Genomic DNA, 13,650 nt, shown 5'->3' with positions numbered 1-13,650 from the left:
TCGGGCACGCTCCGCCACCGCGGAGCGTGCCCGATGTCTTTCTGCACCCCCGGAATCCTCGTCAGCCATGAACGATATCAGCCCCCCGAGCAGTACGATCTGGAAACCGCCGCCCTCAAGGTGCCGCCGCATTCCATCGAGGCCGAGCAGGCCGTGCTGGGCGGCCTGATGCTGGACAACAACACCTGGGAACGGGTACTCGACCAGGTGTCCGACGGCGACTTTTATCGCCACGACCATCGCATGATCTTCCGTGCCATCACGGTGCTGGCCGAGCGCAACATGCCGTTCGACGTGGTCACCCTGTCCGAGCAGCTGGATAAGGAAGGCCACCTGGAGCAGGTGGGCGGTCTGGCCTACCTCGGCGAGCTGGCCAAGAACATCCCCTCGGTGGCCAACATCAAGGCTTATGCGCAGATCGTTCGCGAGCGCGCCACCCTGCGCCAGCTGATCGGGATCAGCAACCGGATCGCCGACAGCGCCTATGCCCCCCAGGGGCGTGGCGGCGACGAGATTCTCGACGAGGCGGAGCGGCTGATCTTCCAGATCGCCGAAGCACGTCCCAAGACCGGCGGCCCGATGGCGATCAACGACATCCTGGTCAAGGCCATCGACCGCATCGACTCGCTGTTCAACTCCGGCGACGCCATCACCGGGCTGTCCACCGGTTTCACCGACCTGGACGAGCAGACCAGCGGCCTGCAGCCGGCAGACCTGGTCATCGTCGCCGGGCGCCCGTCGATGGGCAAGACCACCTTCGCCATGAACCTGGTGGAGAACGCCGTGCTGCGCAGCGACAAGGCGGTGGTGGTGTATTCCCTGGAGATGCCCGCCGAATCCATCGTGATCCGTATGCTCGCCTCGCTCGGGCGCATCGACCAGACCAAGGTGCGTGCCGGCCGGCTGGATGACGACGACTGGCCGCGGCTGACTTCGGCGGTCAACCTGCTCAACGAGCGCAAGCTGTTCATTGACGACACCGCGGGCATCAGCCCGGCGGAAATGCGCGCGCGCACCCGGCGCCTGGCCCGCGAGCACGGCGAGATCGCCATGATCATGGTTGACTATCTGCAACTGATGCAGATTCCCGGCTCCAGCGGCGACAACCGGGTCAACGAGATTTCCGAGATCTCCCGTTCGCTGAAGGCGCTGGCCAAGGAGTTCAATTGCCCGGTGATCGCCCTCTCGCAGCTCAACCGCTCGCTGGAGCAGCGGCCCAACAAGCGCCCGGTGAACTCCGACCTGCGCGAGTCCGGGGCCATCGAGCAGGATGCCGACGTCATCATGTTCGTCTACCGTGACGAGGTCTATCACCCGGAAACCGAGTTCAAGGGCGTCGCCGAGATCATCATCGGCAAGCAGCGTAACGGCCCGATCGGCACCACCCGGCTGGCTTTTCTCGGCAAGTACTCGCGCTTCGAGAACCTGGCGCCGGGCAGCTACCAGTTCGACGAGTGAGCGCACTGGACAGGCCTGCCCGCGCGGATTAGCGTCAAGCAAGGCGTCAGATTCTGCACAGGGAGGCCAGACATGGCTGCTCCGGCGCGTCCTTTCTCCTTTACCGCCGGCCTGCGTGTCCTGCCGGCGGGTATCTGGGCGCTGGGTTTCGGCTCGATGCTCATGGACATCTCCTCCGAGCTGATCCACAGCCTGCTGCCGCTGTTCATGGTCGGCGTGCTCGGTACCTCGCTGGTGACCGTGGGCCTCGTCGAGGGTGTGGCCGAGGCCACCGCGGCTTTCGCCAAGGTGTTCTCCGGGGCGCTCAGCGACTATCTGGGGCGGCGCAAGCGGCTGATGGTGTTCGGCTATGCCCTGGCGGCCTTCAGCAAACCCTTGTTTCCCCTGGCCACGAGCATCGACTGGGTGTTTGCCGCGCGCTTCGCCGATCGCGTCGGCAAAGGCATCCGCGGCGCGCCGCGCGATGCGCTGATTGCCGATATCGTGTCGCCGGCGCTGCGCGGCGCGGCCTATGGCCTGCGTCAGGCTCTGGACTCGCTCGGCGCGGTGGTCGGCCCGCTGCTGGCGCTGCTGTTCATGGCCTGGTTCGCCAACGACATCGAGGCGGTGATGTGGGTGGCGGTGGTCCGGCCTTCCTCGCCGTGGCCCTGCTGCTGCGCTACGTGCAGGAGCCGGCGCGACCCGATGCGGGCGAAGGCGCCCGGCCGCCGCTGCGCCTGGGCGACGTGCGTCGGTTGCGCGGCGCCTACTGGTGGGTGGCGGGCATCGGTGCGGTGTTTACCCTGGCGCGTTTCAGCGAGGCCTTCCTGATCCTGCGCGCCGAGGACGTGGGCGTGCCGCTCGGCCTGGTGCCGCTGGCCCTGGTGGTGATGAACCTGTTCTATGCCCTGTGCGCCTATCCGGCCGGGCAGGCCGCCGACCGGCTCGATGCACGCCGACTGTTGCTGCTCAGCCTGGCGCTGCTGATCTTCGCCGATCTGCTGCTGGCCGGCGCCGGCAGCCCCTGGCTGGCCTTCGCCGGCGCCGCCCTGTGGGGGCTGCACATGGCCTTCAGCCAGGGCCTGCTGGTCAAGCTGGTGGCCGACAGCGCGCCGCTGGCCTTGCGCGGTACCGCCTTTGGCTTCTTCAATCTGCTCAGTGGCGTGGCGCTGCTGGCGGCCAGCGTGATCGCCGGCGTCCTGTGGCAGCGCTTCGGCGCTGCCGCCACCTTTCTCGCCGGTGCCGCCTTCGCGGCGCTGGCCGCCCTGGGACTGCTGGCCTGGCGCGTTCCGCAGCAGGCGGAGCGTTGAGGGCCTGTGCTTCAGGGCGTCAGGCGGATGGTCATGGCGCCCAGTTCGCTTTTGCCTTGGGCTTTGAGCTGCTCGGCTTGCGCGGGCGGCCAGGTGAAGGCCGCGCCCAGCAGCTCGCGCTTGCCGCCCTGGCGGGCCACCTCGACCATCAGGTGGTATTCGCCGGCCGGCAGATCCTTGAACGGTGTGCGGTCGCCGGCGAAGGTCAGGCGGTGCTCGCCCACCGGGCGGGTCGCTCCGCTGACGCCGTCCACCGGCATGTCGAGGTGGCGGCCGCTGATCTGCCACCACTGGCGCAGGGAGTCGAGCCACTTCTCGCCCTTGTTGTTCTTCATCTTCATGCCATACCAGACCGCCAGGTCGGCGACGTGCGTCTTGTCCGGCCGCTGCAGCCAGACGGCGACATAGGGGCGGTGGTATTCGGCGACCTCGAGACGGGGGATTTCCAGACCGATTTCCAGCTCGGCGGCGAAGGCCGGCGCGGCGAACAGCGCGCAGAGGGGCAGCAGCAGGCGGTGACGCATGGATGACTCCTTCAATGGGCGAACAGCAGGACGATCAGCAGCGGCAGCAGCAGGCCGAGGCCGGTCAGCGGCCAGGTGCTCGGGCGGAAAGCGGCCTGGCGCTGCAACAGCAGCAGCCCGGTGAAGCTGAAGATCACGCAGACCGCAGCGAAGGCGTCGATGAACCAGGTCCAGGCCTCGCCGGTGTGGCGCCCCTTGTGCAGGTCGTTGAGCCAGGCGATCCAGCCGCGGTCGGTGGACTCGTATTCCAGCGCGCCGACGGCGAGGTCCAGGCTCAGCCAGGCCTCGCCGCCCGGGCGGGGCAGGTCGATGTACAGCGTGCCCTCCGTCCACTCGGCCTCGCGCCCTTCCAGATGGAGATCCAGCTCGCCCTCCAGCCACTGCTGCAGCGCTGGCGGCAGGCCGGCCGCCGGCGGCGCCGCCTGCAGGTCGGTCAGCAGGGGCGCGGGCAGCCGGGCGCTGTGGTTTTCCACCTGCGGGCGACTTTCGATCTGCGCGGCGTGGTTGAGGGTGATGCCGGTGACGGCGAACAGCAGCATGCCCGCCAGGCAGAGGGCGGAGCTGATCCAGTGCCATTGGCGGAGCGTGCCGAGCCGGAAGGAGCGGGGCATTGCGAAGTCCTGCATGAACGAGGGGGCGCTACGGGGCAGGCACTTTATTGAGTTTTCGGCTGGGACGCGAGAGATTTACAAACGGCAGGAATTCTCATTAACGGCCTGCTCCGCCGATAGCCGGCCAGGGGCGGAGCCTGGCGGCCATGGCGCATCCAGGCGATGCGCCAGGAAAGCCCGGATCAGCGCAGGCCCTAGCGCGGTGCCACCGGCCGCCTGGGCTTGCCGCCCTTCGCCGGCTTGCCGTTGTTGCCATTGCCGGCCTTGCGCCGCGCCTCGGCGGCGGCCTTGGCCTGTTCGCGCTTGTCCCAGGGGTTGCCGTCCTGGCTGCGCGGCGGCAGACCGTGTGCTGGGTGAGCAAGGGTTTCCCGGCCTTCTTGCCGCCGGCCGGGGTGGAGTTCTTGCGCCGCGCGCTGTGGTAGCCGTCGCTCTCCGGCTGGTGGGCCGGGATCAGCTGGTGCTTGCCGCTGCCGATCAGGTCGCTGCGGCCCATCTCCTTCAGCGCCTCGCGCAGCAGCGGCCAGTTCTGCGGATCGTGCCAGCGCAGGAAGGCCTTGTGCAGGCGGCGCTGGCGCTCGCTCTTGACGATGGTCACCGCGTCGCTCTTGTAGGTCACCTTGCGCAGCGGGTCGCGCCCGGAGTGGTACATGGCGGTCGCCGTGGCCATCGGCGAGGGGTAGAAGGCCTGCACCTGGTCGGCGCGGAAATCGTTGCGCTTGAGCCACAGGGCGAGGTTCATCATGTCCTCGTCGCTGGTGCCCGGATGCGCGGCGATGAAGTAGGGGATCAGGTACTGCTCCTTGCCCGCCTCCTTCGAATACTTGTCGAACAGTTTCTTGAAGCGGTCGTAGGTGCCGATGCCCGGTTTCATCATCTTCGACAGCGGGCCCTGTTCGGTGTGCTCCGGGGCGATCTTCAGGTAGCCGCCGACGTGGTGGGTGACCAGCTCCTTGACGTACTCCGGCGATTCCACGGCCAAGTCGTAGCGCAGCCCCGAGGCGATCAGGATCTTCTTAACCCCCGGCAGGTCGCGAGCCGAACGGTACAGATGGATCAGCGCCGAATGGTCGGTGTTCAGGTTGTCGCAGATGCCCGGATAGACGCAGGAAGGCTTGCGGCAGGCGGCCTCGATCTTCCGGCTCTTGCAGGCGATGCGGTACATGTTGGCGGTCGGCCCGCCCAGATCGGAGATCACCCCGGTGAAGCCCGGCACCCGGTCGCGGATCTCCTCGATCTCGCGCAGGATCGATTCCTCCGAGCGGTTCTGGATGATTCGGCCCTCGTGCTCGGTGATCGAGCAGAAGGTGCAGCCGCCGAAGCAGCCGCGCATGATGTTCACCGAGAAGCGGATCATCTCGTAGGCCGGGATGCGCTCGCTGCCGTAGGCCGGGTGCGGCACCCGGGCGTAGGGCAGGCCGAACACGTAGTCCATCTCCTCGGTGGAGAGCGGGATCGGCGGCGGATTGAGCCAGACGTCCAGGCTGTCGTGGCGCTGCACCAGGGCGCGGGCGTTGCCGGGGTTGGTTTCCTGGTGCAGCACGCGGTTGGCGTGGGCGTAGAGCACCGGGTCGTTGCGCAGCTTCTCGAAGGACGGCAGGCGGACCACCGTGCGCTCGCGGCTCAGCTTGGGGTGCGGCAGCAGCTCGACCGGTTGCGCCGCCTGCGGATCTTCCGGCTCGCCCCTGGCCTGTTCGAGGGCGCAGGCTTCGAGATCCTGGGTGTTGACGTAGGGATTGATGATCTTGTCGACCTTGCCCGGACGGTCGATGCGCGTGGAGTCGATCTCGAACCAGCCTTCCGGTGTATCGCGGCGGACGAAGGCGCTGCCGCGGATGTCGGTGAGCGACGCGATGCCTTCCCCGGCGGCCAGCCGATGGGCCACCTCCACCACGGCGCGCTCGGCGTTGCCGAACAGCAGCAGGTCGGCGGTGGCGTCCATCAGGATCGAGCGGCGCACCTTGTCCTGCCAGTAGTCGTAGTGGGCGATGCGGCGCAGCGAGGCCTCGATGCCGCCGAGCACCACCGGCACCTCGCTCCAGGCCTCCTTGCAGCGCTGGCTGTAGACCAGGCTGGCGCGGTCCGGGCGCTTGCCGGCGATGCCGCCGGGCGTGTAGGCGTCGTCGGAGCGGATCTTCCGGTCGGCGGTGTAGCGGTTGATCATCGAGTCCATGTTGCCGGCGGCGACCCCGAAGAACAGGTTCGGCCTGCCGAGTTTCATGAAGTCGTCCTTCGCGCGCCAGTCCGGCTGGCTGATGATGCCGACCCGGAAGCCCTGGGCCTCCAGCAGGCGGCCGATGATCGCCATGCCGAAGGAGGGGTGATCCACATAGGCGTCGCCGGTGACGATGATCACGTCGCAGGAGTCCCAGCCGAGCTGTTCCATCTCTTCCCGGCTCGTCGGCAGGAAGGGCGCCGGCCCGAAGCATTCGGCCCAGTACTTGGGATAGTCGAAGAGCGGCTTGGCTGGGTGCATGGCGGTGACCGGAGGGGATTGCGAAGGGCGCGCAATATAGCACAAAAAATGAGCAGAAGGCCGAGCGCCACAGTCGGTTATAGACGTCGTTCCGCGCGGCCGGATGGCGCTAGAAACGGTAGCGCCGTGGTACCCGCGCGCTCACCCGGGTCAGCAGTTCGTAGCCGATGGTGCCGCAGGCGCGGGCCACCTCGTCGACCGGCAGATCGGCGCCCCACAGCTCCACCGCATCGCCGACCTGCGCCTCGGGCAACTCGCTCAGGTCCACGCTCAGCATGTCCATCGACACCCGCCCGGCCAGCGGCACGCGCCGCCCGCGGATCGCCAGCGGGGTGCCGGCGGGTGCGCTGCGCGGATAGCCGTCGGCGTAGCCGCAGCTCACCGTGCCGATCCGCGCCGGCTTCCGGGCCCGCCAGGTCGCGCCGTAGCCGACCGTGTCTCCCGGCGCCACCGCGCGGATGGCGATCAGCCGGGCGGTCAGGCTCATCGCCGGCCGCAGGCCCAGCGTCGCAGCGTCCTGTCCGGTGAAGGGGCTGGCGCCGTAGAGCATGATGCCCGGGCGCAGCCAGTCGAGATGGGCCTGCGGCAGGCCGAGGACGGCCGCCGAGTTGGCCAGGCTGCGTGCGGCGAACGGCACATCGGCGAGGCCCAGGAAGCTGTCCAGCTGCCGGGCGGTGAGCGGATGGCCCGGCTCGTCGGCGCAGGCGAAGTGGCTCATCAGGTTCAGTTCGGCGACCTGCCGGGCGCCCTGCAGGCGGGCGTGCCAGTCGCGCAGGTCCGGCGCGGAAAAGCCCAGGCGGTGCATGCCGCTGTCCAGTTTCAGCCAGAGGTTCAGCGGGCGCTCCAGCTCGGCGGAGAGCAGCGCCTCGGCCTGCTCGGCGCCCTGCAGCGCCACGTCCAGGCCGAGGTGCGCCGCGACCTGATATTCCAGCGGCTCGAAGCAGCCCTCCAGCAGCAGAATCCGCGCGCTCGGGTGCAGGGCGCGGACTTCGGCGGCTTCCTCCAGGCAGGCCACGGCGAAGCCGTCGGCGTCGTCGTGCAGCGCCGTCACCACCTCGCGCACGCCGTGGCCGTAGGCGTTCGCCTTGACCACCGCGAAGGCCCGCGCGCCCGGCGCGCAGCCCTTGGCCAGGGCATGGTTGTGACGGAGGGCGGCCAGATCGACCGTGGCGACGAGAGGGCGCATGGAGTGGTCCTTGAAAAACGGGACGCCCATGGTACTCCGGCGGCAGCGCCGCCGCAGTGTCCCGGCCGTGGGAACGGGCGCGAACCGCGGGGAAAGCCCCCCGGTAGCGCGGGGGATTTCCCCGAATTCTGTAGGTATGCTTGTGGATAAAACTGGGAACAACTGCGCTGTTCGCGGCGCGGCGCGGCTTGCGGCCTGTCTGGGCGAAAAGTGAGCAGAACGCAGGGAATATGGCCGGAACAGGCGGTTTTCCTGGCGTCAAGGAAAAGCGGCGTGCGCGCGGGCGCATTCCGGAATGCCATCGGTTTGTCCTGCAGAACTGTGAAGCAGCCTGTGGATAAGCTGCGCACGAATGGCGCGGGCCCGCCTGTGGCAGGCCTTGGACAAGATTGCTCGTTTCCTGCTCAGCGGCTTGCCTTGAGGACCACGAACTTGGGCGTCGCCGCCACCTGCTCGACCCGGGAGAACAGCTTCTTGAGCTTGACGTGATAACCCAGGTGGCGGTTGCCGACGATCCACAGCGCGCCGCCCGGCACCAGGGCCGCCCGTGCCTGCTGGAACATGCGCCAGGCGAGGAAGTCGCCGACCACTTGCTGCTGATGGAACGGCGGGTTGCACAGCACCGCCTCCAGGGAGCGCTCCGCCTGCCCGGCCAGGCCGTCGGCGGCGCGGATCTCCGCCGGGCGTTCGCCGAGCGCCGCGCGCCAGTTCTCGGCGGCCGACTGCACGGCCATGTAGGACTCGTCGACCAGGGTCAGCCGCGCCTCGGGATTGGCCAGCGCGCAGGCGATGGCCAGCACCCCGTTGCCGCAGCCGAGGTCGGCGACCCGTGCATCGCCGAGGTTCGTGGGCAGGTGGGGGAGGAAGGCGCGGGTGCCGATGTCCAGCCCTCGCGGCAGAATACGTTGGCGTGGTTGAGCAGCTCGACGGACGGCCGGTCGAGGCGGTAGCGGGTCGGATAGGGCGAGCGCGGTGCGGGCTTCGGCTCCGGCGTGGCGAACAGCAGGCGCGCCTTCTTCACCGCCAGCGAGGCCTGCACCGGGCCGACGTAGCGCTCCAGCAGGTCGCCGGCGGCGCGCGGCAGGTGCTTGAGCATGGCCGCGGCGATCACCTGGGCGCCCGGCGCCAGCCGGCCGTGCAGGCGGATCAGCTGCTCCTCGAGCAGCGCGAGGGTCTTGGGCACGCGGATCAGCACCCGGTCGAAGGGGCCCTCGGCGACCGCGCTGGCCGGCACGAAGGTCACCGCTTCCTCCGCCAGGCCGTTGCGTTGCAGGTTGTCCTGCAGGGCCAGCCGGCCCAGATGCGAGTCGCCGCTGCTGGTCACCCGGGCGTGGCCCGCCAGGGCGCAGGCCAGCGCGCCGAAGGCATCGTTGAGCAGCAGCAGCCGCGATTCCGCGGGCAGGCCCTGCGCGTGCAGGTGCTGCAGCAGGTACTCGTCGGCGGCATCGAAGGCCTGCAGGGGATCGTCGCGCCGCGGCGGCTGGCGCTGCAGCTCGAGGTGGGCGAACGGGGTGTCGAGAATGGGCATGGCGGGGCGGCGCTTGTCTATACCAAAAGAGAGACCGGCGCCTTTGCCGGGCGGTCGATCCGCCCCTGCCGAGAGCGCCGGCCCGGACACAGTCATGGCGTTCGCCCGGATACCGGCGGCGAACGAGGAGCGAAGTATGACCGCCAGCGAAGACAAGTTCACCCGGCAGACGCTGCTCGAGGTCTGGCCCTGGAGCGACACCCTGTTCAGCCTGCGCTGCACGCGCCCGCCGGAGTTCCGTTTCCGCGCCGGCCAGTTCGCCCGCCTCGGTCTCTGCAAGGCCGACGGCGGCACCGTCTGGCGCGCCTATTCGATGGTCTCGGCGCCGGCCGACGACTGCCTCGAGTTCTTCTCCGTGGTGGTGCCGGGCGGCGAGTTCACCAGCGAACTGTGCCGGCTGAAGGCCGGCGATACGCTGTTCGTCGAGCGCCAGCCCTACGGTTTTCTGACCCTCGAGCGCTTCCCCGACGGCCGCGACCTCTGGTTGCTGGCCACCGGCACCGGGATCGGGCCTTTTCTATCGATTCTGCGCGACCCCGAGGTCTGGCACCGCTTCGAGCACATCCTGCTGGTGCACAGCGTGCGCATTGCCGGCGAGCTGGCCTACCGCGAGCAGATCGGCGAGCTGCCGGCGCGCATGTCGGCGCCGGGCGGCGCCGGGCAGTTGCACTACCTGCCGCTGGTGACCCGCGAGGCGGCGCCCGGGACCCTGCACGGGCGCATCACCACGCTGCTCGGCAGCGGCGAGCTGGAGCGCGCCGCCGGCCTGCCGATCGACCCGGCGTACTCGCGGCTCATGCTCTGCGGCAACCCGCAGATGATCAAGGACTGCCGGGAACTGCTCAAGGCGCGCGACCTGCAGCTCAGCCTGAGCCGCAAGCCGGGCCAGGTGGCGGTGGAGAACTACTGGTAGCGGAAGGGTATTCCTCTTGGCCCGGACGGCCGGCGCTGGCAGAGTCGTATCCACAGGGCGGCCCTCCGGCCGCCGTCGACAAGCCTTGCACGAGGGATATACAACCGATGACGGAGATTCTCGACAACCTGGTCGCCCTGCTGAGCCTCGAGCCCATCGAGGAAAACCTGTTCCGCGGCCGCAGCGAGGACCTCGGCCTGCGCCAGCTGTTCGGCGGCCAGGTGCTCGGCCAGGCGGTATCGGCGGCCAGCCAGACGGTCGAGGCCGGCCGCCAGGTGCATTCGCTGCACGGCTATTTCCTGCGCCCCGGCGACGCCAGCCTGCCGGTGCTCTACGAGGTCGACCCGCTGCGCGACGGCAAGAGCTTCAGCGCCCGGCGGGTCACTGCGATCCAGAAGGGCCGGCCGATCTTCACCTGCTCCGCCTCCTTCCAGGCTGGCGAGGAGGGACTCGAGCACCAGCAGCCGACGATGCCCGAGGTGCCGGGGCCGGAGGGCTGGCCTCGGAAACCGAGCTGGCCCGGCAGGTCGCCGACCGGCTGCCGGAGCGCATCCACGACTGGGCGATCAGCGCCAAGCCGATCGAGATCCGCCCGGTGACCCGGGTCAATCCCTTCTCCCCCGAGCCCTGCGCACCGATCCGCTACGCCTGGTTCCGCGCCGACGGCCGCCTGCCGGACGTTCCGCAGCTGCACCGCTACCTGCTCGCCTACGCCTCGGACTTCTCCCTGCTGAACACCGCGCTGCAGCCGCACGGGTGTCGGTGTTCCAGAAGTTCATGCAGGTGGCGAGCCTCGACCATGCCCTGTGGTTCCACGGCGACTTGCGCCTGGACGACTGGCTGCTGTTCGCGGTGGAGAGCCCCTGGGCCGCCAATGCCCGCGGCTTCGCCCGCGGCCACGTGTTCGACCGCCGCGGCCGGCTGGTCGCCTCCATGGCCCAGGAAGGCCTGATCCGCCGGCGCGAGGACTGGCAGTGAGGTTCGCCGCGGCCCGCCACTGGGTGTTCGACATGGACGGCACCCTGACCGTCGCCGTCCACGACTTCGCCGCGATCCGCCGCGCCCTGGAGATCCCGCCGGAGGACGACATCCTCCATCACCTGGCCGCCCTGCCGGCGGCGCAGGCGGCGGCCAAGCACGCCTGGCTGCTCGAGCACGAGCGCGCGCTGGCCCTGGCCGCCCGTCCGGCCGCCGGCGCGGTGGAGCTGGTGCGCACCTTGCGCGGGTGCGGCTGTCGCCTCGGCCTTTTGACCCGCAACGCCCACGAACTGGCGTTGCTCACCCTTCAGGCGATCGGTCTGGCCGACTGCTTCGCCCGCGCGGACATCGTCGGCCGCGACGAGGCGCCGCCCAAGCCCCATCCCGGCGGCCTGCTGCAACTGGCCGCCGCCTGGGACGTGGCGCCCGGAGCGCTGGTGATGGTCGGCGACTACCGCAACGACCTGGAGTGCGCGCGCGGCGCCGGAGCCTGCGCCGTGCTGGTCTGCGCGACGGAAAACCCCTGGCCCGAGCTGACCGACTGGCAGGTGCGCGACTGCTTCGAGCTGCTGGCGCAGCTGCAGACCGGTTGACCCCGCGCCACGGGCGCCGGACGCCTCACAGCCTGCTGGTCTGGAAGGTGTTGCAGCGGCCGACTTCGCCGCTCTCGAAGCCCGTCCGGAACCAGCGCACCCGCTGTTCCGAGGTGCCGTGGGTGAAGGAGTCGGGCACCACCTGACCGCGGCCGTGGCGCTGCAGGCGGTCGTCGCCGATGGCGTTGGCGGCGTTCAGGGCTTCTTCCAGATCGCCGGGCTCCAGCCAGTCTAGGCGCCGCTGGGCGTGATTGGCCCAGACGCCGGCCAGACAGTCGGCCTGCAGCTCCTGGCGCACCTGCAGGCCGGTCGCGCCCTCCAGAGGCTCGCCGCGCTGGCGGGCCGCATTCACCCGGGCGGAGACGCCGAGCAGGGTCTGCACGTGGTGGCCGACCTCATGGGCGATCACGTAGGCCTGGGCGAAATCGCCGGAGGCGGCGAAGCGCCGGGCCAGCTCGTCGAAGAACGCCAGGTCCAGGTAGACCCGCTGGTCGGCGGGGCAGTAGAAGGGGCCGACCGCCTGGCTGGCGAAGCCGCAGGCGGAGTTCACCCCTGGCTGAACAGCACCAGGGCCGGGTCCCGGTACTCGCGTCCGGCCTGCTGGAACAGCGCTCGCCAGGTGTCCTCGGTGTCGCCGAGCACGGCACGGACGAATTCGGCCTGTTCGTCGTTGACGGGCGGTGCGCCGGTCTGCTGCGAGTCGACCGAGCTCTGGGTGGTCAGCTCGGTGAGGATCTGCCCCGGGTCCCGGCCCATCAGCAGGCCGACGATCACCACCAGTGCGATGCCGCCGAGGCCCAGGCCCTTGCCGCCGAAGCGCAGGCCAGCGCCGCGCGCATCCACCACGTTGTCGCTGCGTCGTGCCCGTTTCCAGCGCATGGCGGTATCCCCTTGGCTTGAACGATACCCCTCAGTCTAGGCCGGTATCGCGCGGCGACGCCCGCCGCCGCCGGGGAAGAGTCAGCGCGCCGGATAGTCGGCAAGCACGCGCCACTCGCCGCTGCGGGTGACGCCGATCGCCTGGTAGGCCTCCTGGCGGTCGCCGATCTCCATGCCCGGCGAGCCGATCGGCATCCCCGGCACCGCGGCGCCGATCAGATCGGGCTGGCGGCGCAGCCGGAGGATGTCGGCGGCCGGCACATGGCCCTCGACGAACTTGCCGTCGATCACCGCGGTGTGGCAGGAGCCCAGGCTGTAGGGCACGCCGAGGCGGAACTTGAGCGCACTCAGGTTCGTCTCGGCGTGGTCGTTGACGGCGAAACCGTGGTCCTGCAGGTGTTGGACCCAGGCCTGGCAACAGTCGCAGCCGGGGTCGCGGTACACGTCGATGGCGGCGGGTTCGGCGGCCTGGACGGCGGTGGCGGTGGCAAGGGCGAGCAAGGCGAGACGACGCATGGGAATCTCCGACGGCGGAAGGCGTGCAGGATAGTCCTTCCCTTTCGGCGGCCCAAGCCTGCCGGGACGTTCGGCGCGGCGAACGAATGACGCCGGCGCGGGTCTTTTGTGGACCGATGCATAGATGGCCAAATGCCGTGCCGGTTGGACGGCGGCACATCCCCTGATGGAGAGAATCGACATGCTTTTCGCCCGAATCGTCCTGCTGGTTCAGGTGGTGGTCATGGGCGGGCTGGGCCTGGCCTACTGGCTGCGCCCCTACGAAATGGCCAACCTGAACGGCATGCTGCTGATGGAGGCGGTCTCGGCGAGCAATACCCGGGTCTACTACGGCGGCCTGCAGCTGGGCCTGGCGCTGTTCCTGCTGTGGTCGACCCGGCGTCCGGAGCGGCTGCGCAGCGCCCTGGTGTTGCTGATCGTCATGCAGGCGGCGCTGGTACTGGCGCGCCTGGGCTCGCTGTGGCTGGACGGCGGCGCCCTGCGCAGCCTGGATCTCGGCGCGCTGGCCTACAAGGTGGGCAGCGCACTGCTGGCGCTGCTCGCCCTGTACCGCTTGAAGCCCGAGCCGGTGATGGAGCCGCCCCGGGCGATCACGCCGTTGCCGGAAGAGCTCGACGACGACTTCGGCAGCCTGCGGCATCGCCGGGAGCCGTCGCTCGGCCGGCCCGACAAGCTGCGCCAGAACTGAGCGTCCCAGGGGCT

At 69.6% G+C, this 13,650-nt stretch carries 7 protein-coding genes and 6 pseudogenes; 6 read left to right on the top strand and 7 right to left on the bottom strand.

The window, feature by feature from the left end:
* Window positions 1-67: 67 nt before the first annotated feature.
* Together dnaB and Atro_RS10010 are read left to right on the top strand one after the other, a co-directional pair.
* A pseudogene (gene dnaB / locus Atro_RS10015) lies at window positions 68-1,458 on the top strand (replicative DNA helicase).
* A 72-nt stretch (window positions 1,459-1,530) separates the two neighbouring features.
* A pseudogene (locus Atro_RS10010) lies at window positions 1,531-2,747 on the top strand (MFS transporter).
* Window positions 2,748-2,758: 11 nt separating this feature from the next.
* On the opposite strand, the gene Atro_RS10005 reads toward Atro_RS10010, so the two are convergent.
* The 5 genes and pseudogenes from Atro_RS10005 to Atro_RS09985 form a co-directional block, all read right to left on the bottom strand.
* Complete coding sequence (locus Atro_RS10005) at window positions 2,759-3,271, bottom strand: DUF2271 domain-containing protein (RefSeq protein WP_497927467.1); 513 nt, start codon at window positions 3,269-3,271, stop codon at window positions 2,759-2,761.
* An 11-nt stretch (window positions 3,272-3,282) separates the two neighbouring features.
* On the bottom strand, window positions 3,283-3,882 hold the full coding sequence (locus Atro_RS10000; protein ID WP_497927466.1) for a PepSY-associated TM helix domain-containing protein: 600 nt from the start codon (window positions 3,880-3,882) through the stop codon (window positions 3,283-3,285).
* A 194-nt stretch (window positions 3,883-4,076) separates the two neighbouring features.
* Window positions 4,077-6,355: pseudogene (locus Atro_RS09995) on the bottom strand (YgiQ family radical SAM protein).
* 109 nt (window positions 6,356-6,464) lie between these two features.
* Window positions 6,465-7,541 carry an alanine racemase gene (gene alr / locus Atro_RS09990; protein ID WP_497927465.1) on the bottom strand — a complete coding sequence of 359 codons (1,077 nt, stop codon included), beginning with the start codon at window positions 7,539-7,541 and terminating at the stop codon, window positions 6,465-6,467.
* Window positions 7,542-7,945: 404 nt separating this feature from the next.
* A pseudogene (locus tag Atro_RS09985) lies at window positions 7,946-9,069 on the bottom strand (methyltransferase).
* Window positions 9,070-9,205: 136 nt separating this feature from the next.
* Here Atro_RS09985 and Atro_RS09980 point away from each other — a divergent pair.
* From Atro_RS09980 to Atro_RS09970, 3 genes and pseudogenes are all read left to right on the top strand, one after another.
* Window positions 9,206-9,982 (top strand): ferredoxin--NADP reductase, encoded by a 777-nt coding sequence (locus Atro_RS09980; protein ID WP_497927464.1) that lies wholly within the window; start codon window positions 9,206-9,208, stop codon window positions 9,980-9,982.
* A 107-nt stretch (window positions 9,983-10,089) separates the two neighbouring features.
* A pseudogene (tesB, locus tag Atro_RS09975) lies at window positions 10,090-10,960 on the top strand (acyl-CoA thioesterase II).
* On the top strand, window positions 10,957-11,553 hold the full coding sequence (locus Atro_RS09970) for an HAD family hydrolase (RefSeq protein WP_497927463.1): 597 nt from the start codon (window positions 10,957-10,959) through the stop codon (window positions 11,551-11,553). Before tesB ends, Atro_RS09970 begins: the two are co-directional and overlap by 4 nt.
* 25 nt (window positions 11,554-11,578) lie before the next feature.
* On the opposite strand, the pseudogene ypfJ reads toward Atro_RS09970, so the two are convergent.
* Window positions 11,579-12,432 (bottom strand): annotated as a pseudogene (gene ypfJ / locus Atro_RS09965) (KPN_02809 family neutral zinc metallopeptidase).
* An 81-nt stretch (window positions 12,433-12,513) separates the two neighbouring features.
* Window positions 12,514-12,948: a DUF411 domain-containing protein gene (locus tag Atro_RS09960; protein ID WP_497927462.1), complete on the bottom strand. Its 435-nt coding sequence runs from the start codon at window positions 12,946-12,948 to the stop codon at window positions 12,514-12,516.
* A 181-nt stretch (window positions 12,949-13,129) separates the two neighbouring features.
* Between Atro_RS09960 and Atro_RS09955 the strand changes: the two genes are divergently transcribed.
* Entirely contained in the window at window positions 13,130-13,636 is a 507-nt protein-coding gene (locus Atro_RS09955) for a DUF4345 family protein (protein WP_497927461.1), read from the top strand.
* Window positions 13,637-13,650: the final 14 nt, after the last annotated feature.

This window comes from Azotobacter tropicalis, assembly GCF_059739045.1.
Note: the sequence above shows the minus strand (reverse complement) of the source record. Positions and strands in the feature narration are given on the sequence as shown.

Coding starts and splice junctions, on each gene's coding strand:
- Atro_RS10005 (WP_497927467.1), bottom strand. CDS start 3,271: ATGCGTCACCGCCTGCTGCTGCCCCTCTGCGCGCTGTTCGCCGCGCCG.
- Atro_RS10000 (WP_497927466.1), bottom strand. CDS start 3,882: ATGCCCCGCTCCTTCCGGCTCGGCACGCTCCGCCAATGGCACTGGATC.
- alr (WP_497927465.1), bottom strand. CDS start 7,541: ATGCGCCCTCTCGTCGCCACGGTCGATCTGGCCGCCCTCCGTCACAAC.
- Atro_RS09980 (WP_497927464.1), top strand. CDS start 9,206: ATGACCGCCAGCGAAGACAAGTTCACCCGGCAGACGCTGCTCGAGGTC.
- Atro_RS09960 (WP_497927462.1), bottom strand. CDS start 12,948: ATGCGTCGTCTCGCCTTGCTCGCCCTTGCCACCGCCACCGCCGTCCAG.
- Atro_RS09955 (WP_497927461.1), top strand. CDS start 13,130: ATGCTTTTCGCCCGAATCGTCCTGCTGGTTCAGGTGGTGGTCATGGGC.